Below are 24,803 nucleotides of genomic sequence, written 5' to 3' on the forward strand. Positions count from 1 at the left end.
GACCTACGATAGTTGCCGGACGCTTGAACTCGCAATCAAGCACTCAACCGCGCCGTCACCTCATTCAACTGCCCCGACAACCCATGCAGGTTCTGACTGGCACTTTCGGTGCGCTGCACGTTGTCCAGGTTGGTGCTGGCAATCGCGGTGATTTCAGTGAGGTTGCGCGAGATATCCTCGGCCACCGACGTCTGCTCTTCTGCCGCTGTGGCGATCTGCCGGTTCATGTCGCGAATCGCCTCCACCGCCAAGGTGATGCGCTCCAGCATCGCGCCGGCCTGGGTGACTTGCTCGACACTTTCATCACTGCGCGCCTGGCCGCTCTCGATAGCCTGCGCGGCATCGACGGCGCCGGTCTGCACGTTCTGAATGATCTGGTTGATCTCGATGATCGACTCCGCCGTGCGCTGGGCGAGGTTGCGCACTTCATCGGCGACGACGGCAAAACCACGCCCGGCCTCACCCGCCCGCGCCGCCTCGATGGCCGCGTTGAGCGCCAGCAGGTTGGTCTGTTCGGCGATGCCACGAATCACTTCCAGCACCTTGCCGATACGACCGCTGTCGGCTTCCAGGCGACGGATCACCGTGGCGGTGTTGGCGATCTCGCCGCGCATCTGCGTGATGGAATGGATGGTGGTCTGCATGACCTTTTCACCCTGCTGCGCCGACTGATCGGCATCGTCCGCAGCACGCGCGGCATCGGCGGCGTGACGGGCGACTTCCTGCGCCGTGGCGGACATTTCATTCATCGCCGTGGCCACTTGATCCGTGCGGTTGAATTGCTCGCTGGTGCCGCCGGCCATGGTCGTGGCAATGGCGTTCAACTCGCCGCTGGCGCTGTCCAGATCACCGGCGCTGCGTTGCAAGCGAGTGAAGGTGTCCGCCAGAAAATCGCGCAGAGTGTTCGCTGCGGCGGCGAGGTTGCCCAGCTCATCGCGACGCTCGCTGACAACACGTTCGGCCAACTGGCCACGGCTCAAGCGGGTGACGTAATCGATGAGGTTGCGGATCGGCTCGATCAGGTTGCGGCTGACCAGCCACAGGCTCAGCAGACCGATCAACAAGCCTGACGCGAGCATCACCAACAGCCCCAGCCACACGGTGCGCTCAGCGCTGGCACTGATCAATGCCGACTGCGCGGTACCCTGCTCGCGCAGCTCGGCAACCAATGCACTCATCTGCTCGCTGGTGGCGCGGTCGACGCCTTTGACCGCTGCGTCGCCGGCGCTCGGGTCACCACCGGCAGCCACGTAGGCATCGCGGCCTTTCTGGTAGGCCGCGCCCAACTGGCGATGCTCCTCGCGCAAACGTTCGATGCGTGACTTGAGATTGGCCTCGATGCCTTTCTGGCCGGCCAGTTCGCCGAGAATGTTCTGCACGTCGCGCTGACGCTCTTCGAACTGGCTCCAGTATTTCGCCAGATCCGCCGGTTGCTTGCCGCGCAGCAGAACGTTTTTCCATTCCTGCACCTGCACCTTGAATTGCAGGTTGGCTTCATCGATCAGTTGCGAAGTGTGCAGCGGGCCGGCGATCAGCTGGCTGTAGCTCTGCACGCCGTTGGAGAGGAAATGAAAGCAGGCCAGCGCGATCAACAATATCGCCAGCAGACTGCCGCTCAACAGGGCGAGAATTTGCGCTCTCAGGGATTTTTGCAGCATTGCAAGGTACTCGAAGCAGGGATGAGGCACGCCCGAGCGGACGTGAAAAATGGCCGGACTTCCCTGTCGACGTACCATGGCCATAGGCCAATGGCGCGCAACCTAACTCACCTGAGATCGGCGCGCCAGAGCCGTCCTTGAGAAACTTCCGACAGCCGGTAACGCTGTGATTTGCAGTCATTTTGCTGTCACAAAACGGTCATGTGAGCTTGCGATGATGCCGCTCCGGTGAACCTGAAAATCCTGCCCCAGACACCCTCCTCGCAGCGAGCCGCCATGAACCACAGCCTCGATATCAGCCATCGCGACCCGGACCTGTTTGGCTTGCTCTACGGCTTTCGTTTTCTGCCCGGGGAGCGCGGTCGCGAGATCGATTCGGCGACGGCTTTGCGCTGCTTGCAGGACGACAGCGACAGTGGCGAATTCCTCTGGCTGCACCTGAACCTGGCCCATGCCGCGTGCGAGCGCTGGATGAAAAGTCATCTGCAATTGCCCGAGGAGTTTTTCGAGGCGTTGCACGAAGGTTCGCGTTCGACGCGCATCGAGCATGTCGATTCGGCGCTGCTGGCGGTGGTCAACGATGTGGTGTTCAACCTCAGCAACATGGTCTCCTCCGACGTGTCGACGCTGTGGGTCTGCGTGCGCAGCAAACTGATCGTCAGCGCGCGCCTGCAACCGCTGCATTCGGTAGATAAATTGCGCTCGTCGGTAAAGGCCGGCGAGTGCTTTCGCTCGCCCTCGGAATTGCTCGTGCATCTACTGCGCGATCAAGGTGAGGTGCTGACGCAGATCGTGCGCAAGACCAGCCTGAGTGTCGATCAGGTCGAAGACGAATTGCTGTCTTCACGCCTGTCGACCAACCGCGCCGAACTTGGCGCCAACCGTCGCGTGCTGGTGCGACTGCAACGGCTGCTGGCGTTGGAGCCGGGGTCGTTGCTGCGCCTGCTCAATCGTCCGCCGCCGTGGTTGCAGAAAGAGGACGTCAAGGAGTTGCGCAAATCCACCGAGGAGTTTGCGCTGATCATCAACGACCTCACCGCCCTCGGCGAACGCATCAAACTGTTGCAGGAAGAAATCGCCGCCAACCTCAACGAACAAAGCAACCGCACGCTGTTCACCCTGACGGTGGTGACGGTGCTGGCCTTGCCGATCAACATCATTGCCGGTTTTTTTGGGATGAATGTCGGCGGTGTGCCGCTGTCCCAGGACCCGCACGGATTTTGGGTGCTGGTCGCGTTGGTGGCGACGTTCACCGTGATTGCCGGGCGCTGGGCGTTTCGCAAGCGTGGCGATTACTGAGCGCAAATCCCACACGCAACACAGCCCTCCCTGTGGGAGCGAGCCTGCTCGCGAAGTCGGTGTGTCAGATAAATCAATGTTGAATGACATGGCGCTTTCGCGAGCAGGTTCGCTCCCGCAGGAGCAATGTGCTCAATGTCAGAGCGTTGAACGTACGACATCGCCGAGCCAATCCATAAACACCCGCACCCGCAGCGGTAGATGCCGTTGCCGCGCATGCAACAACGAAATCGCCATCGGCGGTGCGGTGTGTTGCGGCAGTACCGTCACCAGTTCGCCATTTTCCAGATGCGGCTGCATGCCGGTGCGCGGTACCTGCGTCAGGCCGAAGCCGCCAAGGCACGCCGCTTCATAGGCGTCGGTGCTGTTGACCGTGACACTGCCGGCCATCGCCACGCGCCGCACTTCGCCACCCTCCTCATAGACGAACCCTTCCGAACGCGAGCCCAGTACGCCGACGTAATGCACCAGCCGATGCTGCGCCAGATCCTCGATGGTCTGCGGCACGCCGTAACGTTGCAGATAAGCGGGACTGGCGCAGTTGACCATCGGAAAGTCGCCGAGATGCCGGGCGACCACCGACTGATCCGGCTGCGCGCCGATGCGTAACACGCAGTCGAAACCCTCGCTCAGCAGATCGACACGGCGGTCGGTGCTGCTGATTTCCATCTGCAGATTCGGGTGGCGATCCATGAATTCCGGCAGGCGCGGCAGGATCAGCCGTCGCGCGAGGATGTTCGGCATATCGACGCGGATGCGTCCGGTCAGCGAAGCCTCGTCCTGACGAAACAGCCCTTCGATCTCATCCATGTGCGAAAGCAAGTCTTTGCTGCGCTCATACAACACCATGCCGTCCTGAGTGGCCTGCACCTTGCGCGTGGTGCGCTGCAACAGCCGCGTGCCGAGCAAGGCTTCGAGCGCCTGCACCTGTTCGGAGACCGTGGAGCGCGGTAGGCCGAGGCTTTCCCCGGCGAGAGTGAAACTCGACAGTTCGCTGACCCGAACGAAGGTACGCAGCAGTTCCAGTTTGTTCATGACAAGCCCCGGTGATTGTTCGGCTGAGCCGATCAGTGATTCCGCTTTTGCCGTGTTTATCACCTCAGGGCGGATAAATACACTTCTTCCATCCCCACTCAACGCAATCGAGGAAGTCCGCATGAATCGCAAAATCGCACTGATCACCGGCGCCAGCCGTGGCCTGGGCCGCAGCGCCGCCCTGCACCTCGCCGCGCAAGGTATCGACATCATCGGCACCTACAACAGCCGCGCCGACGAGGCGCAAACTCTGGTCAGCGAATTACAGGCACGCGGCGCGAAAGCGGCGATGCTGCAACTGGACGTCGGCCACAGCGAAAACTTCGCTGCGTTTGCCGAGCAGGTTGAACGAGCACTGGAACAGACTTTTCAGCGCCAGCGGTTTGATTTCCTGATCAACAACGCCGGGGTCGGCGTGCATGCGCTGTTCAGCGAAACCACCCCGGAGCAGTTCGATCTGCTGATGAACGTGCAGTTGAAAGGACCGTTCTTCCTGACTCAGCAACTGCTGCCGCTGATCAACGACGGTGGGCGCATCGTCAATATCTCCAGCGGCCTGACCCGCTTCAGCCTGCCGGGGTACGGCGCCTATGCGGCGATGAAAGGTGCGATGGAAGTGCTGACGCGTTATCAGGCGAAAGAGCTTGGGGCGCGGCAGATTGGCGTGAATATCCTGGCGCCGGGTGCGATTGAAACCGACTTCGGCGGTGGCACGGTGCGCGATAACAGCGCGGTCAACGCGATGGTCGCCAGCAATACCGCGCTGGGTCGGGTCGGGCTGCCGGATGATATTGGCGGTGCACTGGCGCTGCTGCTGTCAGAGGGTGGACAGTGGATCAATGGTCAGCGGGTCGAGGCGTCCGGCGGCATGTTTCTCTGACTTTGTGCCCGATGACTCACCTTTGTGGTGAGGGAATTTATCCCCTCACCACAGGTTTACCTCAGCTTTCACATGTGCGGCGGGCCATGAAGCGCTCGCGCAGGACGTCATAACCCCAGTGATAGACATAGGTGTACGGCAGGAAAAACAGCAGCACGCCGATATCGAGCAACAACGCCTGCCACAGGCTGACCGACAGCCACCAGGCAATCAGCGGCACGCCCATCACGATCAGTCCACCTTCGAAAAGCAACGCATGCACCACCCGCACCCAGGCGTTGTGCGGCAGATTCATCCGCGCCAGAGCACGGTCGAAAAAACGGTTGAACACCACATTCCACGCCAGCGCCAACAGCGCGATCAACACGGTCACCGCGCCCATGTCGAGCAGCGGCTTTTGCATGATCCATGCGAGCAGCGGCGTGCAGATCAGGATCGCGAGAAACTCGAAACCAACCGCCTGGAAAACCCGTTCGGTAATGGACTTGTGGGCAGTCATGGCCTGACTCCTTGTTTGACGATGGTTGCCATGATCCAACTGAATACCGATACTTCATAACCAATAACCATCGACCAAGGCGATAGTTCATGGCTTCGCAAGAAGTGCTGTTGGCGTTTGTCCAAGCGGCGACGCAAGGCTCGTTTTCGGCGGCAGCGCGCAAGTTGGGCCGCAGTCAGTCGACCATCAGCGCGGCGGTCGCCAGTCTGGAGATCGATCTGGATCTGCAGCTGTTCGACCGCAGCAGCCGCAAGCCCACGCTCACTCCCGCCGGCCACGTCATGCTGCAAAAAGCCGAGGCGATTCTGGCCGCCACCAGTCGTCTGGAAATGAGCGCGCGGCAGTTGGCCCAAGGTGTGGAACCGAAGCTGACCGTGGCGATTTCCGACACTTATCAGTCGTATCGTTTCGAGGCGGCACTGGTGGGTTTCGAGCAGCGTTATCCGGAGCTCGAGCTGGAATGCCTGATTGCCGAATGCGAAGACCTGATCGAACTGGTCCAGCGCGGCCGGGCGCATCTGGCCTTCGCGGAAATGCAGGACAACTACCCGCCGGATCTTGTGACCTCGACGGTGGCCGAGCGCACGGAGATTGCCTTGTTCGTCAGCCGCGAGCATGCGTTGGCGAAGCTTGAGCATGTCGATCAGCAGATTCTCGAGCAACATCGCGAGCTGCGCCTGGCAACCATCGTCAATCCGTATGACAGCCGTGGCAAAGGCCGGGTGTGGTCGGCGCCGAGTTATCTGATGCTGCTGGAAATGGCGGAAAAAGGCTTTGGCTGGGCACCGTTGCCGAGGTGGCTGGTGCAGCGCTATGCCAATGATTTGCTGATAGAGCTGGACGTGCGCGGCTGGCCGAAACCGGTGTTTGTCGACGCCTTGTGGTCGCGCTTGTATCCGCCGGGGCCGGCGGGGAGCTGGTTGCTCAGCAAGATGCTCGAATAAGCGGTGCTGCCATTCGCGAGCAGGCTTGCTTCCACAATTGAAACGCGCTCACCTGTGGGACCGAGCCTCCCAAAAGTGAAATGCAATCACCTGTGGGAGCGAGCCTGCTCGCAAAGGGCCAGCCGCACCGACGCAGCTTCCAGATCAACCCAGGTCCCTCAGTCGCCCCTCGATAAACCGCCGCTCCGGCTCCTGCCGCGTCAGCTCCAGCGCCCGCTGATACGCCGCCCGCGCCTGCTCCACCCGGCCCAACTGCCGACAAAACTCCGCCCGCGCCGAATGCGCCAAGTGGTAATCCTGCAACTCCCCACGCGCCAAAATCCCTTCAACCAACAACAACCCGGCCAACGCCCCATCCCGCTTGGCCACCGCCACCGCCCGGTTCAGCTCGATCACCGGCGACGGCACCGCGCGCAGCAACACGTCGTACAGACCGACAATCTGCTGCCAGTCCGTTTTCGCCGCCGACGGCGCTTCCGCATGCACCGCTGCAATCGCCGCTTGCAGACAATATGGCCCGAAACGTTGTGTACTCAGGGCGCGCTCGACCAGCGCGCAGCCTTCAGCCATCAACCCGGCATTCCACAGCGAGCGATCCTGATCGTCGAGCAACACCAGTTCACCGCTCGGCGAGGTTCGTGCCGGCCGCCGTGATTCATGCAGCAGCATCAGCGCCAGCAGACCCATGACTTCCGGCTCCGGCAGCAACTCCATCAACAAGCGCCCCAGCCGAATCGCTTCGCGAGTCAGGTCCTCGCGGGTCAGCTCGGCGCCGACCGAGGCCGAATAGCCTTCGTTGAACACCAGATAAATCACCCGCAACACGCTGTCCAGGCGCTCGGGCAATTCGTTCAGCGTGGGTACTTGATAAGGGATTTTCGCGTCGCGGATCTTCGCTTTCGCCCGCACGATGCGCTGGGCAATCGCCGCCGGCGCCGAGAGAAAAGCACGGGCGATTTCCTCGGTGGTGAGGTCGCAGACTTCACGCAAGGTCAGCGGCACCTGCGCATCCGCCGCCAGTGCCGGGTGGCAGCAGGTGAAGATCAGCCGCAAGCGATCGTCTTCCACGTCTTCGCCACTCCAGTCAGCCTGTTCCAGCTCATCGAGTTGTGCCAGCAGCAACGGTTGCGACGCCTTGAACCGCGCGCGCCGGCGCAGCACATCGATGGCTTTGAAGCGTCCGGTCGAGACCAGCCAGGTGCGCGGGTTGTCCGGCACGCCGTCGCGCTGCCAGCGCTCGACCGCGACGAAGAACGCCTCGTGCAAGGCTTCTTCGGCGAGGTCGAAATCACCGAGCAGGCGGATCAGCGTCGCCAGAATCCGCCGCGAATCCTCACGGTAGACCTGCTCGACCCGCGCCCTGACGTCAGACATTCAACTGCCGCACCGGGCGCACTTCAACGCTGCCGACCCGGGCTGCCGGAATATTGCCGGCGACCTGGATCGCTTCGTTGAGATCCTTGGCATCGATCAGGTAGAAACCGGCCAGTTGCTCCTTGGTTTCAGCGAAAGGCCCATCGGTGATCGACAACTTGCCGTTGCGCATCCGTACCGTGGTGGCGGTTTCTACCGACTCCAGCGCTTCGGCGGCGATCATCCGCCCGCTGCCCTGAATCGACTCGGCGTAGGCCCAGCATTCGGCGTCCTCCGGGCTGTCGGGCGAGGTGTGCAGCAGACGTTCATCGCTGTAGACCAGGCATAGGTATTTCATGGCGCTCTCCTGATTCGAACGGATCAACTATGGCTGAAGATCAGGGCTGCACATCGAACAGCGTCGCGCCGCTCATCGGATCGAACGGTGCCGACCAGTGTTCGTGGGCAATCTTCCACGCCCCGCCGATTTGCCGGTAACAGGCGGTGACACGCATCCAGCAACTCTGGGTTTCGCCTTTGTCATTGGTGCCGCCGCAGTTGGCCACCCAATGGGCGAAAGCGATGTTGTCGGCACTTTCGATGGCGATTTCGTGGAACTCGAAGATGTGCGGGCCGGGGCACATTTCCATGCACTCTACCCAATGTGCGCGGTACGCCGCTTTGCCTTTGAATTGCAGGGCCTTGATCGCATCGAACGAGACGATGTCGTCGGCGTACAGGGCCATGACTTTCTCGACGTCCTTGGCCATTACCGCTTCGCGATAGGTGTTGATCAGAGTCTGGATATCAGTCTGTGCGCTCATGGTGTTCTCCGTGGTTTTTATTGTGAAGACACCCTTAGTCGTTTGCCCAATGCGCGGATCGACAGGACAAACAAAAAAAATTCGCCGACGACAATCTCGCTAGAATCCGAGGCTCACTCTTTGTAGGAAAAAGGAAATTCCCGTGTCAGCCCAACTCGTGCCTTACGACAGCCTCAGCCCTTTGCAGCGTGAGCAAGTCGCGGCGATTGAAATCCACCCGGAGCAAGTCAAGTTTTCCGGTGACATTCACGGTGCCTTGCACACCCTGCTGTCGAAACCCGGCCCCGGCGTAAAGGGTTTTGCCCTGCTGGCGGACGACGTACCGGTAGCGTTTCTGCTGCTCAAGCGCCCGCCGGTGTTGCCCGACTGGGCCGACGAACACAGCGCCACGTTGCATGCCTTGCAGGTCGATCGCCGTGCACAGGGCATGGGTTATGGCAAGGCCTGCCTGCAAGCGCTGCCCGCTGTCGCCCGTGAAGCGTGGCCGGAAATCAAAGGACTGGAATTGTCGGTGGACGCCGACAATGAGGCGGCAATTGCGCTGTACGCCAAGCACGGCTATGTCGACAGCGGCGAAGCGTACAAGGGCCGGATCGGTTACGAGCGGCGGATGGGGCTGTTTTTTTAAATCGTAGAGGGATAACGATGATTGACTCAATCGAAGCACTGGAAGCTATTTACGGATTGCCCCACGAACGTGCGGTGCGCAAGCAGATCGGCTTTCTCAACGAGGATTATCAGGCGATGGTGCGCCTGTCGCCGCTAGTGATCGTCAGCTCGGTGGGGACCGATGGCCTCGATAACTCGCCGCGCGGTGATGCGCCGGGGTTTGTTCGGATCATTGATCAAAACACGTTGGCCCTGCCGGATCGCCCGGGCAACAACCTCATCGATACCTTGCGCAATGTGCTGCATGATTCGCGGGTGTCGCTGCTGTTCATCATTCCCGGGATCGGCGAAACATTGCGGGTCAATGGCACGGCCGTGATCAGCGATGAACCGGCGTTGCTGGAGAGTTTCGCGGTGAATGGCAAACCGGCGAAAACTGTGTTGCTGGTGACGGTGGACGCGGCGTTTTTTCACTGCTCGAAAGCCTTTGTCCGCTCGGACGCGTGGAATCCCGAAACGCACCTGCCGCGCTCGGCCTTGCCATCTGCTGGCGCATTTCACAAGCGCCTGAATGACGGCCAGTTCGACGCCGACACCTACGATCGGGAAGCGCCGAAACGGGTGCGTGAAAGCCTTTACTAACCGCGTAACTACAAACACCTCAAAACCCTGTGGGAGCGAGCCTGCTCGCGAAGGCGTCGTGTCAGTCGACACTTGCTTAACTGAAATACCGCTTTCGCGAGCAGGCTCGCTCCCACAGTTTTGATTGAAGTTCAGAGGGTCAGGATCATCTCGTGCCACGCCATGCCGCCGTGGTCGGACTCCGACGGTTTGATGTAAGCAAAGCCAAACCCGGCGTACAACGCAATGTGTTGCTCTTTGCACATCAGATGAATTGTCGCTTTGTCCATCCCACGCATGCGCTCGATGAATTCGCCGAGCAGGCGCTTGGCCAGGCCCTGCCCTTGGTAATCCGGGTGCACCACCACCGACATGATCACCACGTTCGGCCCTTTCGGGTCGTGGCCGATCAGTTCCTTGAAGGCCTCGTCGGACATCTGCACGTCGAACGCCGCGCCGGAATTGATGAAACCGGCGACCACACCGTCCACCTCGGCGACGATGAAGCCGTCCGGCCAAGTGGCAATGCGCGTGGCGATCTTTTCGCGGGTAGCGGCTTCGTCGCCTTCATAGGCGTCGGTTTCGATGGCGTAGCAGCGGTCCAGGTCGGCGGCGCTGACGTTGCGGATCACGGTGTTCATGGCAGCTCAAAAATCTGTGGAAACAAGGCCCGCCAGCATAAAGCAGAACCACCGGGGCGGACATGCTCCGCCTCGATTGTTACACCGCTCAAGCCTTGATCGGCAGCCAGATTTCCAGGGTGCCGGTATTGAGCTTCGGATTGAAATCCTCGCTATAGCGCTCGAATTCCGGGGCATCCGCCGCTTCGTAAGCGGACTGCGGCAGCCAGGTGTTCCAGATGTACTGGAAGGTGTCAGGGAGTTGCGCCAGTGACCCCTTGTGCTCGAACACCGCATATTTCTGCGGCTGGATTTCAACCCAGCGGTACTTTTCCGGCAGGTCGTCGAGCTTATCGATCTGCACCCCGGCGATGTATTCGAAACCGCCCTCGCCGTCCGCATTGCAGCAAACGCCGTAGGTCACTTCATTGACTTGCGCCGGGATTTTCCCCAAGTGCGGGATCAGTTTTTCCCACAACGCGGGAATGTCTTCGGTGGTTTGCTGAGTGAATCGCCCACCGAAACCGGCAATCAACAGAAATTGCCCGTGTTCGAAGCGCGGCCCAGCCAATTCGACGCGTGGTTGTTCATCCATGACGCGACTCCTCAGAACGCAAAAGTGGGTTCGGCTGGGAGTATAGAAAGCCCGATCCGTTTCGCACGTTTACAGCGCATGCAACTGCTCGACGGCGCCCGAGCCGACAAACTCGTTGTACCCGGAAACGATCACGTAGACCGCGAAATAGCAGAAGATCGCCGCCGATGCCAAGTAGGAGTAACGCAGCAGCTTGTCGCCCAGCAGCTTGCCGCCGTGGCTTGCCGCGAAGCACAGACCGGCCGACCAGAGCAGCCCGGCACAGAGAAAGCCGCCCAAAAACAGCGCCGAACTCAACGGACCACCGCCACCGGATCGAGCGATCAATGTGCCGCCGACCGCAGCAAACCAGAGAATCGCACTCGGCGACGACATCGCGAGGAAGATGCCGCGAAAGAATTCCTTGCGATGGGAGTTCTGCCCCACTTCCGCCGTTTCCGCCAGCAACGCTTCGTGGTGGATCGCCGAATAAATCATCTTCGCCGCGAAGTAGATCAGCAGCGCCGAACCGCCAATCCACAGCACCCAGCGCACGGTTTCGTATTGCAGCAAAACGGTCATGCCGGCCAAGGCCAGCACCGCGTAAATCAGGTCGCCGACGCAGGTGCCCAGGCCCAGAGCGAAGCCCTGAAAGTAGCCGCGCTGCATGGCCAGGGTGATCATCGCGATGTTGGCTACGCCGATATCCAGGCACAGCGAAAGGCTCAGCAAGAAGCCGCTGGTGAATTCCATTGACCGATTTTCCTTGAAAAAAATGTTTACAACCGCGCTGGACAGTATGCCATCACTGCACTTATCTTCCGCCACAGGTCACCGCAGTGACCAGCGTCGCTCGGACGGTTCCGGGCGCTTACGTTATCCGAGGCAACAATGGCCGAACAAGGTTCGCCGCGCCGCTTTGCGCGCATAGATCGACTCCCCCCTTACGTGTTCAACATCACCGCCGAGCTGAAGATGGCCGCTCGCCGCCGTGGTGAAGACATCATCGACCTGAGCATGGGCAATCCCGACGGCGCCACGCCGCCGCACATTGTCGAAAAACTCGTGCAGGTCGCCCAACGTGAAGACACCCACGGTTACTCGACGTCCAAGGGCATCCCGCGCCTGCGCCGGGCGATTTCCAACTGGTACAAGCAGCGCTACGAAGTCGATATCGACCCGGAAAGCGAAGCCATTGTCACCATCGGTTCCAAGGAAGGCCTGGCGCATTTGATGCTGGCGACCCTGGACCAGGGCGACACCGTGCTGGTGCCGAACCCGAGCTATCCGATCCACATTTACGGCGCAGTGATTGCCGGCGCTCAGGTGCGTTCGGTGCCGCTGGTGCCGGGCGTGGACTTCTTCGATGAACTGGAACGTGCCATTCGCGGCTCGATCCCCAAGCCGAAAATGATGATCCTCGGTTTCCCGTCCAATCCGACCGCGCAGTGCGTGGAGCTGGACTTCTTCGAACGGGTGATCGCCCTCGCCAAGCAGTACGACGTTTTGGTCATCCACGACCTGGCTTACGCCGACATTGTCTACGACGGCTGGAAAGCCCCGTCGATCATGCAAGTGCCGGGCGCCAAGGACATTGCGGTGGAGTTTTTCACCCTGTCCAAGAGCTACAACATGGCCGGCTGGCGCATCGGGTTCATGGTTGGCAACCCGGAACTGGTCAGCGCTCTGGCGCGGATCAAGAGCTACCACGACTACGGCACCTTCACTCCGCTGCAAGTGGCGGCGATTGCCGCGCTGGAAGGCGATCAACAGTGCGTGCGCGACATCGCCGAGCAGTATCGTCAGCGGCGCAACGTGCTGGTCAAAGGCCTGCATGAGCTGGGCTGGATGGTCGAGAACCCGAAAGCGTCGATGTACGTCTGGGCGAAGATTCCCGAGGCGTATGCGCATCTGGGTTCGCTGGAGTTCGCCAAGAAACTGCTGGCCGAGGCCAAGGTCTGCGTTTCGCCGGGCGTGGGTTTTGGCGAGTACGGCGATGATCACGTGCGCTTCGCCCTGATCGAAAATCAGGACCGCATTCGTCAGGCCGTGCGCGGGATTCGCGGGATGTTCCGCGCGGATGGCTTAGTTAGCAAATAACTGACACACATCCCCTGTAGGAGCTGCCGAAGGCTGCGATCTTTTGATCTTGTTTTTTACAATCAAAAGATCGCAGCCTCGTTTCACTCGACAGCTCCTACAGGTGCCGTGTTTACAAGTTCATTACCCACAAAAAAACCGCATCACTGCGGTTTTTTTGTGCCTGCAAACTGCCGCTTAAACGAACAGCGACAACAGCAGGATAAAGCCCAGGCCCACTACCGACAGAATGGTTTCCATCGCGGTCCAGGTCTTGAAGGTTTCGGCCACGGTCATGTTGAAGTACTGCTTGACCAGCCAGAAACCGGCGTCGTTGACGTGGGACAGGATCAGCGAACCGGCGCCGGTGGCCAGCACCAGCAGCTCACGGTTGACGCCCGGAATCATGCCGACAACCGGCACGACAATGCCGGCGCCAGTGATGGTCGCCACGGTCGCCGAACCGGTTGCGATACGGATCACCGCCGCCACCAGCCAGGCCAGCAGGATCGGCGAGATCTGCGCGCTGACCGCCATGTGGCCGATCACGTCACCCACGCCACTGGTCACCAGCATCTGCTTGAAGCCACCGCCCGCACCAATGATCAGAATGATCGCGGCGGTTGGCGCCAGGCTCGCGTCGAGCCACTTGAGCATCTGGTTGGAACCGATACCCTGCTTGTAGCCAAAGGTGTACAGCGACAGCAGCAACGCCAGCAGCAATGCGGAGATCGGGTGGCCGATCATGTCCATCCAGATGCGGAAGAAGTTGCCGTCCGGCAGCGCTACGTCAGCGAAGGTTTTCAACAGCATCAGGAACACCGGCAACAGCACGGTGACCAGGGTGATGCTGAAGCTCGGCAGGTTGGCCGAATCGTTTTCGCGGGCCAGTTGATCGACCAGCTCCTGATTCGGGTGGCCAGGAATGTGCTTGGCGATGAAGGTACCGAAGATCGGACCGGCAATGATGGCGGTCGGCAGCGCGACGATCAGACCGTAGAGAATGGTCTTGCCGATGTCAGCGCCGAACACGCCGATGGCCAGCAGCGGGCCCGGATGCGGCGGTACCAGACCGTGCACCGCAGAGAGGCCGGCGAGCAGCGGGATACCGATCTTGATGATCGATACGCCAGTGCGACGGGCGACGATGAACACCAGCGGAATCAGCAGCACGAAGCCGATTTCGAAGAACAGCGGGATACCCACCAGGAACGCAGCGAACATCATCGCCCACTGCACCTTGTCCTTGCCGAAGGCGCGGATCAGGGTCTGGGCGATCTGATCGGCGCCGCCGGATTCGGCCATCATTTTGCCGAGCATGGTGCCCAGGGCGAGGATGATGCCGACGAAACCGAGCACGCCACCGAAGCCGTCCTGGAACGCCTTGATGATGGTGTTGATCGGCATGCCGGAAGTCAGGCCGAGGAAGGCGGCGGCGATGGTCAGGGCAATGAACGGGTGAATCTTGAACTTGGTGATCAGGATAATCAGGCCGATTACCGTGACCACCGCATCGAGCAGCAGGAACGTCTCGTGGGACATGCCAAACATGGGGGGTGTCTCCTGGATTGTTGTTGTTATTAAAGCGGGTTGAACAGAAGTCGGGAGGACAGCGCTGTCTTTTTCACCATACTCATATCGCCTGTTTCAGGCCGTTGGCCTGCCACCAGACGTGAGCCTGCAGGGCCAGCTCTTCGACGCTGTGAATCGAGGCATTGAGCGGCAGGGTCAGCGGCTCGCCCTTGGGCGATTCGAGGGTGGCGAACTGGCTTTCGATCAACGTCGCCGGCATGAAGTGGCCCGGGCGGTGCGATACGCGCTCGGCGGCGACTTCCGGAGTCAATTCAAGAAACACGAAACCGAGGCCCGGCAGGGCACTGCGCAGACGTTCGCGGTAACTGTGTTTAAGGGCCGAGCAGGTCAACACCGGGCGCTGGCCTTGGGCATCGACGCGACGCAGTTCATCGCACAGGCTGTCGAGCCAGCCGGCGCGGTCTTCATCGTTCAGGGGGATCCCCGCGCTCATCTTTTCGATGTTCGCGGCCGGATGGAATGTATCGCCTTCAATGGCAGTGGCGCCGCTCAAATGGCACAGGGCCTGGCTGACGCACGTCTTGCCGCAACCGGCAACGCCCATGATGACCAGGGCGGTGATGGGATGACTCATATAACACCTCAGCGCGCAGACAGCGCTACCTTTGCTAGCTATGACTCTAGTGCACAGGCAGAAGTTGCCGACGCCTTCTTGTCGTTTTTTTGGGTTGCAGCAGGTTTGTTCCCGACGCCAAAAAGCACAGATCAGGCAGGACCGCGCTCACGCATTTGCAGCTGCATCAGGACAGCGCTACCTTAGTGCCTTGATTTTTGTTTGGCAAGCCGCCCGATGACCTCCCCCAAGAACGATAAAAATACCCGCACCACCGGCCGTCCGACCCTCAACGAAGTAGCCCGCCTGGCCGGCGTCAGCCCGATCACTGCCTCGCGCGCCTTGCGCGGGGTAAGCACGGTGGCCACCGAACTGGTGGAAAAAGTGCAGAAAGCTGCGCTTGAACTCAACTATGTAGTCAACCCCGCCGCCCGCGCACTGGCCTCGGCGCAGAGCCATTCGGTGGTGGTGCTGGTGCCGTCACTGTCCAACCTGCTGTTCATCGACACGCTGGAAGCCATTCATCGGGTGCTGACGCCCAAAGGCTTCGAAGTGCTGATCGGCAACTTCCACTATTCGCGCGATGAAGAAGAAAACCTGCTGCGCAATTACATGGCTTATCAGCCGCGCGGGTTTCTGCTGACCGGTTTTGATCGCACGGAAAGTTCGCGGCGGATGATCGAGGCCAGCAACATTCCCTGCGTGTACATGATGGAGCTGGACAGTGCTGCCGGAGTCAATTGCGTGGGTTTCTCGCAGTTGAGCGCCGGGGAAACTGCCGCCGAACATCTCCTGTCCCGTGGGCGTAAACGTCTGGCCTACATCGGCGCGCAGCTGGACCAGCGCACCCTGCTGCGCGGTGAGGGTTTCCGCAAAGCATTGCAGAAGGCAGGCCGTTACGACCCGGATCTGGAAGTGCTGACGCCACGTGCTTCGTCGGTGGGCTTGGGCGGCGAGCTGTTCCTGCAATTGCTGGCGGCGCATCCGGATGTTGATGCGATTTTCTTCGGCAACGATGACCTGGCCCAGGGTGCGCTGCTGGAAGCGTTGCGTAACGGCATCAAGATTCCCGAACAAGTGGCGATTCTGGGTTTCAACGACTTGCCGATGTCCGAGCACATGGTCCCGCGCCTGAGCAGCATCAACACCCCGCGCGAGGCGATCGGCCGGCGCGCGGCGGAGCAGATGCTCACGTTGATGGCGGGCAACAAAGTGGCGCGGCCGGTGGAGGATATGGGGTTTGAGCTGAAGGTGCGCGAGAGTACCTGACCCTTCACAAATGCTGAGTTGAAACACAACCCTTGTGGGAGCGAGCCTGCTCGCGAAAGCGGTGGGTCAGTCAGCATTGATACAGCTGACACGACGATCTTTTGATTTTGCTTTCAAGAACAAGATCAAAAGATCGCAGCCTTCGGCAGCTCCAGGGGTTTTGTGTTGGGCTCAATGGCTGAGCAGGTCGACCAACGCCTGCGCGCCCTTCTGCAAGGGCTGGCTCTTGAGCCACACCGCATGCACCGGCAGCACCAGGCCATTTTCGATGTTGCGAAAATTCAGGCTTTTCAAACGTCCCGTTTCCAGCCACGGCTGCACCACCGACAGCGGAAAATTCCCCCAGCCCAATCCCGCTTCAACCATTTCCATCGCCGTCTCGAGATTGTCCGTACGCCAGTAGGATTCAGCCACCAATGGCCGCGTCTCGCTGATCGGCAAGTCGCGGCTGGCGACGATGATCTGCCGCACCTGCACCAGATCTTCCAGAAACACATCCCGCCCCTGCAACAACGGGCTGTCCGCCGCCAGCGTCGCGATCATGCGTTCGCTGCCGACGAACTGAAACCGCTCCAGCGCATTGACGCTTAACCCGGCAAACGCCAGACACACGCTGACCCGGCCAGTGTGCAACATCGCCAGCACATCATCCTGTGGCGCAGTCAGCACTTCGATATCGAGCAACGGATGCCGCTCGGCAATCACCTTGATCGCTGCCAGCAAGCGGTGTCGATCCATGTCCGCAACCACGCCAATCGACAACCTGCTTTCCAGCCCCAGCGACAGCTCCACCGCGTGCACCTGCAACTGCTTGAGCTGCTCGGCGATCAGTCGCGCGTGGGGCACCAACGACTGCGCCATCGCCGTGGGTTGCGGCTCGCGATGACTGCGGTCGAACAGCGGGTAACCGAGTTCCGCTTCAAGATTGGCAATGCCCATGCTCACCGCCGACGGCACCTTGCCCAACTGCCGCGCGGCGGCGGAAAACGAGCCGCGCTCGATCACCGCGAGAAATAATTCGATGCTGTCGCTGCTGAAATTCAAATGCCTCACCTATCAATAAAACTGAAAGCTACCGACTTTTTCTGTCAGGTGCATTGAAGCTATCTTTGCTCGCCTTCGCCAGCCCTGCTGGCCAACATCTGGCAAGAAAGAGGCAAATCTGCATGCAAGGCGTGAAACGCAAACTGGTCTACGTGTCGCTCTACGAAGTGATCGGCATGACCTTCTCGGCCCTCGGTCTGGCGTTGCTCTCGGGCACATCTCCTGGCAGCACCGGGCCGCTGGCGGTGATCATCACCAGTATCGCCGTGACCTGGAATTTCATTTACACCTCGTTGTTCGAGCGCTGGGAAAGTCGCCAGATCTCGCGCACCCGTACGGTCAAACGGCGCATCGCCCACGCCGTCGGCTTTCAACTGACGCTGATCGTGTTTCTGATTCCGTTGATCGCGTGGTGGATGAACATCAGTCTGGTGCAGGCGTTCCTGCTGGATCTGGCACTGATCATTTTCATCCCGTGCTACACCTTCGTATTCAACTGGCTGTTCGACCGGATCTTCGGCCTGCCGAACTCGGCGCTGCCGGATTCTGCCGCTGCGGCATAAATCGCTAATTCGTAAGCAGATATTGCGAGAAATCAGCGGTTTGACCGGGTAAACCGCTGATATTCACAATCCATCAATTCCGATAGCAGGCTAAGCTTTTCCATCAATAAAAAATGGATCAGCTTATGACTGCTCACGCTTCCGCCGCCGCGCACATCGACGGCATCGACCCGGTACGCGCCGCCGAGATTTCCGCCCGCATCGACCGTCTGCCCGCCGTCGCCACCATCTGGCGTCTGGTGGCGCTGCTGTCGATCGGTGGATTTTTCGAACTCTACGATCTGTTCCAGACCGCCTACATCAGCCCCGGGCTGATTCGCGACGGCCTGTTCGCCACTGGCAGTCAGGGGGTGTTCGGCTTCTCCGATCAGGCGGCGTTCGCCTCGGCGACGTTCCTCGGCCTGTTCCTCGGCGCCAGTCTGCTCAGTCCGTTGGCGGATCGTTTCGGTCGCCGGGCAATCTTCACCTTCGCGCTGATCTGGTACACGGTGGCGACAGTGCTGATGGGGATTCAGACCTCGGCGCTGGGCATCATCGGCATGCGTTTTCTGGTCGGCATCGGCTTGGGTATCGAATTGGTGACGATCGATGCCTACCTCTCGGAACTGGTCCCTAAACGCATGCGCAGCTCGGCGTTCGCCTTTGCGTTTTTCGTGCAGTTCCTCTCGGTGCCGGCGGTGGCCTTGATGTCGTGGTGGCTGGTGCCGCAAGCGCCGTTCGGGGTGTCCGGCTGGCGTTGGGTGGTGCTGGCCAGCGCGGTGTTTGCGCTGTTTATCTGGTGGCTGCGCAAGCGTCTGCCGGAATCGCCGCGCTGGCTGGCGCAACACGGTCGGTTCGATGAGGCCAATCGGATCCTCGACCATCTCGAAGCGCGCTGCGCCAAGGATTACGGCAAAGCGCTGGATGCGCCGGAACCGGTGTCAGTCGATGTCGAAGGCAAGGGCCGTTTCGCCGATATCTGGCAGCCGCCCTACCGCCGCCGCGCATTGATGTTGATCGTCTTCCACATCTTTCAGGCAATTGGTTTTTTCGGTTTCGGCAACTGGTTGCCGGCGCTGCTTTCCGGCCAGGGTGTCAGCGTCACCCACAGTCTGATGTACGCGTTCATCATCACCCTCGCCTACCCGCTCGGGCCGTTGCTGTTTGTGAAGTTCGCCAACCGTTTCGAGAACAAATGGCAAATCGTCGGCTCGGCGCTCGGCGCGATGACCTTCGGCACCCTGTTCGCCCTGCAGACCAGCGCCTTCGGGCTGATTTTCTGCGGCGTAATGATCACCTTCTGCAACGCCTGGCTGAGCTTCAGTTATCACTCCTATCAAAGCGAGCTTTTCCCGACCAACATCCGCGCCCGCGCGGTCGGGTTCTGCTATTCGTTCAGTCGCTTGTCGACGGTGTTCAGCAGTCTGCTGATCGGCATGTTCCTGGATAATTTCGGCACGCCGGGGGTACTGGCGTTCATCGTCAGCAGCATGCTGATCGTGATGCTGACCATCGGCTGGTTCGGCCCGCGTACGCGTAATCTGGCGCTGGAGAACATTGCCCATCGTTGACGGCCAACACAGGACTCACCTGTGGGAGCGAGTCTGCTCGCGAAGGCGTCGTGTCAGAAAGGCATGTGCTGGCTGACATAACGCTTTCGCGAGCAGGCTCGCTCCCACATTGGTTATTGGTGATGTTGAAACAGCTCAGTTCAATTGCAAGGTTTCATTGAACTGGCTGATCGCATCCACCACATGCCGCGAGCCTTGCTGAATCTCGAGGATCACCTCGCCCGCTTCGTTGGCCAGTTCCACGCCCAGCCCGGTTCGGCTCAGACTCGACTGCATGCTCGACACTGCGCTCAGCGACAGGTCGTGGTTCTTGCGCACCACGTCGACAATTTCCAGAGTGGCCTGACTGGTCCGCGCGGCGAGGCTGCGTACCTCATCGGCGACAACGGCAAAACCGCGTCCATGCTCACCGGCACGCGCGGCTTCGATCGCGGCGTTGAGCGCCAGCAAATTGGTCTGATCGGCAATGCCGCGAATGGTCTGGACGATGGTGCCGATGATGTCCGACTGTTTGCTGACCGCATCAATGCTCACCGCCGCTTCGTTCAGATCGCGGGAAATGTCCTGAATGATCTGCACGGTCTGCTGCACGACTTGTGAGCCTTTTTGCGCGCAGGCGTCGTTTTGTACCGAGGTGCTGTGGGCCGATTCCGCAGCGTTTTGCAGGGTGGTCATCTGCTTGGTGATGTCACTGGCGAACTTGACCACTTTGTACAAGCGGCCCTTGGCGTCGAACAGCGGGTTATACGAAGCCTCCAGATAAACCATCTGCCCGGACTTGTTCTTGCGCTCGAAACGGTGCGAGTGATATTCGCCGCGATTGAGCGAAGCCCAGAACGCCTTGTACTGCGCAGACTCCGCTTCTGCGCGGTGACAGAACAGGCTGTGGTGCTGGCCGACAATTTCAGGGTGCGCGTACTGCATGGTCTGCAGAAAGTTGTCGTTGGCGCGGATGACATGGCCTTCGGGGGTGAACTCGATCACCGCCATGGAACGGCCGATCGCCGCCAGCATGGCTTCTTCTTCATGTTCTTTGTTGATGCGTGCGGTGATGTCCGCCGCAACCTTGATGACACTTCTGACCTGTTTGTCGGGACCGAACACCGGCATGTAACTGGCTTCGAGCCAGATCTCGCGGCCACTCTTGTTCAGACGCAGGAAAGTGCCGCTGAGCGGTTCACCACGGGCCAGGTCGCGCCACAACTTCGCGTAGTCCTCGCTGCGATAAAAGCTTTCTTCGCAGAAGATCCGATGGTGTTTGCCGCGCACTTCTTCGGCGCTGTAGCCCATGGTCTTGCAGAAGTTCTCGTTGGCGTCGAGAACGATGCCGTCCGGAGTGAACTCGATCATCGCCATCGAGCGGCTGATCGCTTCGATTTTCGCGTTGGCCTCAGTCAGCGCACAACTGAAACGCTCGATTTCCCGCAGGTCAGCCTTGTGATGTAGGTTGAACATGGTTGTATCACCTTCCGCGCGTTCTTTTGATTTGATGAAAGTTCAGGTCTTGCAAGATCCATCACTACGTTCCACAGAACAGGCACACGCCTTCCTCCACGGGAGGAAGTTGTCAGGTGATAAATGATGATCAATCGGAGGGTCCCTGCAGCGACGCTCTGATCAAGACATCCTTTTCTTGATAGCCCGCATGCGGGCCAGCCCTAACGCGTAGAAGAACTTCCATTTAAGTGACGCTCCTTGTTGGTTCAGTGTTGGTGCCTTGAATTGCGCACTCTGGCAGCATGAATCACGGACCAACCTGTGCCGTCGCCTGTTGGCATGACGGTCGACATGGTTAGTTACCTGCAAGCATAGCCAGCCGAACGCCGGGCGCAAGGCCACTAGTCGGCCAGTATCTGGCACTTTCTGCACAAGAAACGGTTCAGCGCGGGAAACAGTGTGGTGAAAACGGACGTTTTCGCCAGCGAGGCGGGAGCCCGTGAACCGGGCTTCCGCATAGTTTGATCAATGGCCGAAAATATCGACCTTCTTGGCTTTCTTCTCTGCGCGTTTTTCAATCGCGGTCTTGGCCGGCTTTTTCTTCGCGGCTTTCTTTGAATCCATACCTTTGGACATGATCGGTACTCCACTCACAGGGGTGTGAGTTCAGGTATACACCTATCCCGAAGCGCGCGTTCTTTTATAATCGGCGCTTTTCGCAGCGACAGCCCGAATCATGTCCGATATCCACTACAGCCAGCTCGACGAATCGTTGTGGCCGCTGATGAACAAGTTCTACCGCAGCCACCAATCCTCGATGAAAGCCGTGCGCGAGGCGCAGCTGTGGGTGGCAAGGCGCGGCGAGATCGTTGCGGCGCTGTGTCTGCGGCCAGTCTCGGGCGGACACTGGCTGACGGGGTTGTTTGTCGATCCGCAGTGTCGGGAACAAGGTGTCGCTGCGCAGTTGATCGCAGCGGCGGTTGCCCAGGTGGACGAGCCGGTGTGGCTGTTTTGCCATCCGGATTTGCGCGGGTTTTATGAGCGAAGCGGGTTCAGCTTCGATCCGCCGCTGCCGCAGGCGATGGCCGAGCGGTTGAACCGGTACGCGCGGAGCAAGCCGATGATTGCGATGGGGCTCAATCCCGCAGATTTACGCTGACACCCTGTGGGAGCAAGCCTGCTCGCGAATGCGGTGTGTCAGCGCCGAATTTGGTTCTGATACTCCGCGTTCGCGAGCAGGCTCGCTCCCACAGGGGTTGATGGTGTTCTGACAATCAGTCGTCAGCGTTGGGATCAAGATCCGGAAACAGCACTTCGGTAAAGCCGAACTTGCTGAAATCGGTAATCCGCGACGGATACAGCCGGCCGATCAGGTGATCGCATTCATGCTGCACCACCCGTGCATGAAACCCCGAGGCCACACGCACGATCGGCTCGCCCTTGGGATCAAAGCCTTCGTAGCGAATCTGCTGATAGCGATCCACTGCGCCGCGCAGGCCCGGCACCGAAAGACAACCTTCGAAGCCCTCTTCCATCAACGGATTCAATGGCGTGATCAGCGGGTTGATCAGGATCGTCTGCGGCACTGCTTCGGCGTCCGGGTAACGCTCGCTGTGTTCGAAGCCGAAGATCACCAGTTGCAGGTCGACTCCGATCTGCGGCGCCGCGAGGCCAACGCCGCCGACGCTTTCCATGGTCTGGAACATGTCATCGATCAGTTGCCAGAGCTCGGCGCTGTTGAACATTTCCGGTGGCACCGGCGCGGCGATGCGCAGCAGGCGCTCGTCACCCATTTTGAGAATTTCACGAATCATGGTCGCGCTTCATCAGTGTCCGGCTTGAGCGAATGATCGCGGCCCAGGCCCGAGACGTGTTGTTTGGGGGATTCGTCGGGCTCGCCAGGGGCTTTTTCGCCCTTTTCCTTGCCTTCGGCGGACATGTGCTCGATCACTGCATTCATTTCCGCGCCAAGCAACAGGACTGCGGAGGAGATGTAGAAATACAGCAAGAGCACGATGATCGCCCCGATGCTGCCATACATCGCGTTGTAGTTGGCGAAGGTTTTCACGTAGAAGGCAAACCCCAACGAGGCGAGGATCCACACCACCACGGCCAGCACTGAACCTGGGGTGATGAAACGGAATTCCTGTTTGACGTCGGGCATCACGTAATAGATCAGCGCCACCGCGACCATCATCAGAATCACGATCACCGGCCAGCGGGCGATCGTCCACACCGTGACGATGAAGTATTCCAGTCCCACTTGTGCGGCAATCCAGCCCATCACCTGCGGCCCGAGCACCATCAGCGCAGCGGCGATCAGCAGCATGCCGGCGATGCCGACGGTGTAGACGATCGACAACGGGAAGCGCTTCCAGATCGGCCGGCCTTCAACCACGTCATAGGCGGCATTCATTGCGCTCATCATCAGGCGCACGCCGGCGGACGCGGTGTACAGCGCAATAACGATACCGATGGACAGCAGGCCACCCTTGGATTGCTGCAACTGGTCGATCACCGGGTTGACCTGCTCCAGTGCCTGCGGTGGCAGCACCAGTTCAGATTGCAGACGCAGCCAGGAAAAGAAGTCTGGCAGGTGCAGGAAACCGATCAGGGCAATCAGGAAAAGAATGAACGGAAACAGCGAGAACAGCATCTGGTAGGCCAGCGCCGAGGCGTAGGTCGACATTTCGTCATCGACGAACTCAGTGACCGTGCGCACCATCACCCGGTGCAGGGGCAGACCTTTCATGTCCGGAAATATCATTCGCGTCTCCTTGCGCCGCAAAAGGTTGAAGTCGTGGCGACTCAGGGGCCGTTTTTTACCTCAAGGTAGCCTACTTGGCGATCCTTCGGCGGATAACCGCAGGGTTCTCATACAAAAACGGCCATCCTTGGATGGCCGCTCGTGTGATTCGTTCAAGGCTCGCTTACGCCTTGTCGACGCCTTTTTTCACCGCGTCCTTGGCGTTGCCAACCGCTTGCTGGGCTTCGCCTTTTTTCTCTTGAACCTTGCCTTCGGCACGCAGCTTGTCGTTGTCAGTGACCTTGCCGACGCCTTGCTTGACGTTACCGACGGCTTCGTTGGCCATGCCTTTTACTTTATCGCCTGTGCTACTCATGGTGTTTCTCCGTGATGCATATAGGGAAGAAAAGTCATTACGTAACGATTGACCGGTGCGCTTTGCGCCGAGTTTCATTTATTTTGCCGGCATTTCGTCGTGGCGCGCAGGTTGCGCTTTATGTTTGCCGGCGTTGCCCCGAGAATGCTCAGCCTACGGGCGTCGCGCCCGGCACACCGATTCGCAGGAATGTCATGAAGCTCAATAAAACCCAGGCCATCGCCCGTCGCAACCAGGAACTGGGCGGCGCCGTGCTCGGCACCAACAACTGCCACTTCGCCGAACTGAACCGTAACCGCAATATCTGGTGGTTCGACCTGCCGGTGTCGCGTCTGGCCATCGGTCAGTACGAGTGGATTCACTTGCTGCTGCACACCCCGGCCACCGATGAGTTGCTGCACCTGAAAGTGCCCACGGTGTTCCTGCGCGAAAAGCTCGAAGGGCTGGTGATTCGCAATGAAGGCAAACGCAAGGCGGCGCTGAGCCTGGAATTGAGTGCGGACAAGGATTCTTATCTGCAGGACATGCGACCGGCCGGGACCAACGTGAATTTTGCGCCGTTTCGTCAGTAGGATTTGTGGCGTCAGCCCTTCCCCTCCCCTAGCCCTCTCCCAGAGGGAGAGGGGACCGACCGGGTTGTTCTTACGGAATACGCCGACCTGAAATATCGAGCCGAA

At 59.8% G+C, this 24,803-nt stretch carries 27 protein-coding genes and 1 pseudogene; 11 read left to right on the plus strand and 17 right to left on the minus strand.

Features of this window, described 5'->3' with window-relative positions; all coding sequences use genetic code 11:
- Positions 1 to 35: 35 nt before the first annotated feature.
- Entirely contained in the window at positions 36 to 1,658 is a 1,623-nt protein-coding gene (locus FEE99_RS25445; RefSeq protein WP_041479217.1) for a methyl-accepting chemotaxis protein, read from the minus strand.
- 276 nt (positions 1,659 to 1,934) lie between these two features.
- On the opposite strand from FEE99_RS25445, the gene FEE99_RS25450 reads away from it, so the two are divergent.
- Positions 1,935 to 2,957 (plus strand): transporter, encoded by a 1,023-nt coding sequence (locus FEE99_RS25450; protein WP_041479216.1) that lies wholly within the window; start codon positions 1,935 to 1,937, stop codon positions 2,955 to 2,957.
- A 138-nt stretch (positions 2,958 to 3,095) separates the two neighbouring features.
- Here FEE99_RS25450 and FEE99_RS25455 read toward each other — a convergent pair whose 3' ends face one another.
- On the minus strand, positions 3,096 to 3,992 hold the full coding sequence (locus FEE99_RS25455; RefSeq protein ID WP_041479215.1) for a LysR family transcriptional regulator: 897 nt from the start codon (positions 3,990 to 3,992) through the stop codon (positions 3,096 to 3,098).
- 121 nt (positions 3,993 to 4,113) lie between these two features.
- Between FEE99_RS25455 and FEE99_RS25460 the strand changes: the two genes are divergently transcribed.
- The gene (locus FEE99_RS25460; RefSeq protein ID WP_041479213.1) at positions 4,114 to 4,872 is read left to right on the plus strand and encodes an SDR family NAD(P)-dependent oxidoreductase; all 759 of its coding nucleotides are present in this window, start codon (positions 4,114 to 4,116) and stop codon (positions 4,870 to 4,872) included.
- A gap of 61 nt (positions 4,873 to 4,933) precedes the next feature.
- Here FEE99_RS25460 and FEE99_RS25465 read toward each other — a convergent pair whose 3' ends face one another.
- The gene (locus tag FEE99_RS25465) at positions 4,934 to 5,371 is read right to left on the minus strand and encodes a multidrug/biocide efflux PACE transporter (RefSeq protein WP_041479212.1); all 438 of its coding nucleotides are present in this window, start codon (positions 5,369 to 5,371) and stop codon (positions 4,934 to 4,936) included.
- 89 nt (positions 5,372 to 5,460) lie between these two features.
- On the opposite strand from FEE99_RS25465, the gene FEE99_RS25470 reads away from it, so the two are divergent.
- Positions 5,461 to 6,315 (plus strand): LysR family transcriptional regulator, encoded by an 855-nt coding sequence (locus FEE99_RS25470; protein WP_041479210.1) that lies wholly within the window; start codon positions 5,461 to 5,463, stop codon positions 6,313 to 6,315.
- Between the two features lie 144 nt (positions 6,316 to 6,459).
- Here FEE99_RS25470 and FEE99_RS25475 read toward each other — a convergent pair whose 3' ends face one another.
- From FEE99_RS25475 to FEE99_RS25485, 3 genes are read right to left on the minus strand one after another with little or no spacing between them, the layout of a single operon-like run.
- On the minus strand, positions 6,460 to 7,689 hold the full coding sequence (locus FEE99_RS25475; RefSeq protein WP_041479208.1) for an RNA polymerase sigma factor: 1,230 nt from the start codon (positions 7,687 to 7,689) through the stop codon (positions 6,460 to 6,462).
- Positions 7,682 to 8,026 carry a YciI family protein gene (locus FEE99_RS25480; RefSeq protein ID WP_024014039.1) on the minus strand — a complete coding sequence of 115 codons (345 nt, stop codon included), beginning with the start codon at positions 8,024 to 8,026 and terminating at the stop codon, positions 7,682 to 7,684. Before FEE99_RS25480 ends, FEE99_RS25475 begins: the two co-directional genes overlap by 8 nt.
- A gap of 40 nt (positions 8,027 to 8,066) precedes the next feature.
- Complete coding sequence (locus FEE99_RS25485) at positions 8,067 to 8,492, minus strand: YybH family protein (RefSeq protein ID WP_041479207.1); 426 nt, start codon at positions 8,490 to 8,492, stop codon at positions 8,067 to 8,069.
- Between the two features lie 142 nt (positions 8,493 to 8,634).
- Here FEE99_RS25485 and FEE99_RS25490 point away from each other — a divergent pair, with 142 nt between their 5' ends.
- On the plus strand, positions 8,635 to 9,120 hold the full coding sequence (locus tag FEE99_RS25490; RefSeq protein ID WP_041479205.1) for a GNAT family N-acetyltransferase: 486 nt from the start codon (positions 8,635 to 8,637) through the stop codon (positions 9,118 to 9,120).
- 17 nt (positions 9,121 to 9,137) lie between these two features.
- Positions 9,138 to 9,743, plus strand: a complete 606-nt coding sequence (locus tag FEE99_RS25495) for a pyridoxamine 5'-phosphate oxidase family protein (protein ID WP_041479204.1) — start codon at positions 9,138 to 9,140, stop codon at positions 9,741 to 9,743.
- 131 nt (positions 9,744 to 9,874) lie between these two features.
- Here the strand turns inward: FEE99_RS25495 and FEE99_RS25500 are convergent, their stop codons facing one another.
- From FEE99_RS25500 to FEE99_RS25510, 3 genes are all read right to left on the minus strand, one after another.
- A complete protein-coding gene (locus FEE99_RS25500) occupies positions 9,875 to 10,363 on the minus strand; it encodes a GNAT family N-acetyltransferase (protein WP_041479202.1) in 489 nt (162 codons plus the stop codon).
- 88 nt (positions 10,364 to 10,451) lie between these two features.
- Positions 10,452 to 10,937: a GyrI-like domain-containing protein gene (locus FEE99_RS25505; RefSeq protein WP_041479201.1), complete on the minus strand. Its 486-nt coding sequence runs from the start codon at positions 10,935 to 10,937 to the stop codon at positions 10,452 to 10,454.
- Positions 10,938 to 11,006: 69 nt separating this feature from the next.
- Positions 11,007 to 11,669 (minus strand): LysE family translocator, encoded by a 663-nt coding sequence (locus FEE99_RS25510; RefSeq protein WP_041479200.1) that lies wholly within the window; start codon positions 11,667 to 11,669, stop codon positions 11,007 to 11,009.
- A gap of 138 nt (positions 11,670 to 11,807) precedes the next feature.
- Here FEE99_RS25510 and alaC point away from each other — a divergent pair, with 138 nt between their 5' ends.
- The gene (gene alaC / locus FEE99_RS25515) at positions 11,808 to 13,016 is read left to right on the plus strand and encodes an alanine transaminase (protein ID WP_041479198.1); all 1,209 of its coding nucleotides are present in this window, start codon (positions 11,808 to 11,810) and stop codon (positions 13,014 to 13,016) included.
- A 177-nt stretch (positions 13,017 to 13,193) separates the two neighbouring features.
- On the opposite strand, the gene FEE99_RS25520 is transcribed toward alaC, so the two are convergent.
- Positions 13,194 to 14,546 (minus strand): GntP family permease, encoded by a 1,353-nt coding sequence (locus tag FEE99_RS25520; RefSeq protein ID WP_016773551.1) that lies wholly within the window; start codon positions 14,544 to 14,546, stop codon positions 13,194 to 13,196.
- An 82-nt stretch (positions 14,547 to 14,628) separates the two neighbouring features.
- Positions 14,629 to 15,162: a gluconokinase gene (locus FEE99_RS25525; protein WP_041479197.1), complete on the minus strand. Its 534-nt coding sequence runs from the start codon at positions 15,160 to 15,162 to the stop codon at positions 14,629 to 14,631.
- Between the two features lie 216 nt (positions 15,163 to 15,378).
- Here FEE99_RS25525 and FEE99_RS25530 point away from each other — a divergent pair, with 216 nt between their 5' ends.
- A complete protein-coding gene (locus FEE99_RS25530) occupies positions 15,379 to 16,410 on the plus strand; it encodes an HTH-type transcriptional regulator GntR (protein WP_024014046.1) in 1,032 nt (343 codons plus the stop codon).
- A 171-nt stretch (positions 16,411 to 16,581) separates the two neighbouring features.
- Here FEE99_RS25530 and FEE99_RS25535 read toward each other — a convergent pair whose 3' ends face one another.
- Entirely contained in the window at positions 16,582 to 17,454 is an 873-nt protein-coding gene (locus tag FEE99_RS25535) for a LysR family transcriptional regulator (protein WP_041479196.1), read from the minus strand.
- A gap of 122 nt (positions 17,455 to 17,576) precedes the next feature.
- On the opposite strand from FEE99_RS25535, the gene FEE99_RS25540 reads away from it, so the two are divergent.
- Positions 17,577 to 18,017, plus strand: a complete 441-nt coding sequence (locus FEE99_RS25540) for a PACE efflux transporter (RefSeq protein WP_041479195.1) — start codon at positions 17,577 to 17,579, stop codon at positions 18,015 to 18,017.
- A 125-nt stretch (positions 18,018 to 18,142) separates the two neighbouring features.
- Positions 18,143 to 19,567, plus strand: coding sequence for an MFS transporter (locus FEE99_RS25545; RefSeq protein ID WP_041479194.1), 1,425 nt, complete (start codon positions 18,143 to 18,145; stop codon positions 19,565 to 19,567).
- Between the two features lie 135 nt (positions 19,568 to 19,702).
- On the opposite strand, the gene FEE99_RS25550 is transcribed toward FEE99_RS25545, so the two are convergent.
- The gene (locus FEE99_RS25550) at positions 19,703 to 20,242 is read right to left on the minus strand and encodes a methyl-accepting chemotaxis protein (protein WP_223259141.1); all 540 of its coding nucleotides are present in this window, start codon (positions 20,240 to 20,242) and stop codon (positions 19,703 to 19,705) included.
- A 51-nt stretch (positions 20,243 to 20,293) separates the two neighbouring features.
- Positions 20,294 to 21,022: pseudogene (locus tag FEE99_RS25555) on the minus strand (PAS domain-containing protein); the annotation flags it as partial.
- Positions 21,023 to 21,740: 718 nt separating this feature from the next.
- On the opposite strand from FEE99_RS25555, the gene FEE99_RS25560 reads away from it, so the two are divergent.
- On the plus strand, positions 21,741 to 22,163 hold the full coding sequence (locus FEE99_RS25560; RefSeq protein ID WP_041479190.1) for a GNAT family N-acetyltransferase: 423 nt from the start codon (positions 21,741 to 21,743) through the stop codon (positions 22,161 to 22,163).
- 115 nt (positions 22,164 to 22,278) lie between these two features.
- Here the strand turns inward: FEE99_RS25560 and def are convergent, their stop codons facing one another.
- The 3 genes from def to FEE99_RS25575 all read right to left on the minus strand — a co-directional run bounded on the left by def (position 22,279) and on the right by FEE99_RS25575 (position 24,126).
- Positions 22,279 to 22,818, minus strand: a complete 540-nt coding sequence (def, locus tag FEE99_RS25565) for a peptide deformylase (protein WP_041479189.1) — start codon at positions 22,816 to 22,818, stop codon at positions 22,279 to 22,281.
- A complete protein-coding gene (locus tag FEE99_RS25570; RefSeq protein ID WP_041479188.1) occupies positions 22,815 to 23,771 on the minus strand; it encodes a YihY/virulence factor BrkB family protein in 957 nt (318 codons plus the stop codon). The genes def and FEE99_RS25570 overlap by 4 nt, the downstream gene beginning before the upstream one ends.
- A 163-nt stretch (positions 23,772 to 23,934) precedes the next feature.
- Positions 23,935 to 24,126, minus strand: coding sequence for a CsbD family protein (locus tag FEE99_RS25575; protein WP_041479186.1), 192 nt, complete (start codon positions 24,124 to 24,126; stop codon positions 23,935 to 23,937).
- A gap of 194 nt (positions 24,127 to 24,320) precedes the next feature.
- Between FEE99_RS25575 and FEE99_RS25580 the strand changes: the two genes are divergently transcribed.
- Positions 24,321 to 24,698: a hypothetical protein gene (locus tag FEE99_RS25580; RefSeq protein WP_016775519.1), complete on the plus strand. Its 378-nt coding sequence runs from the start codon at positions 24,321 to 24,323 to the stop codon at positions 24,696 to 24,698.
- Positions 24,699 to 24,803 lie beyond the last annotated feature (105 nt).

This window comes from Pseudomonas sp. ef1, from assembly GCF_007293365.2.
GTDB lineage: Bacteria > Pseudomonadota > Gammaproteobacteria > Pseudomonadales > Pseudomonadaceae > Aquipseudomonas > Aquipseudomonas siliginis.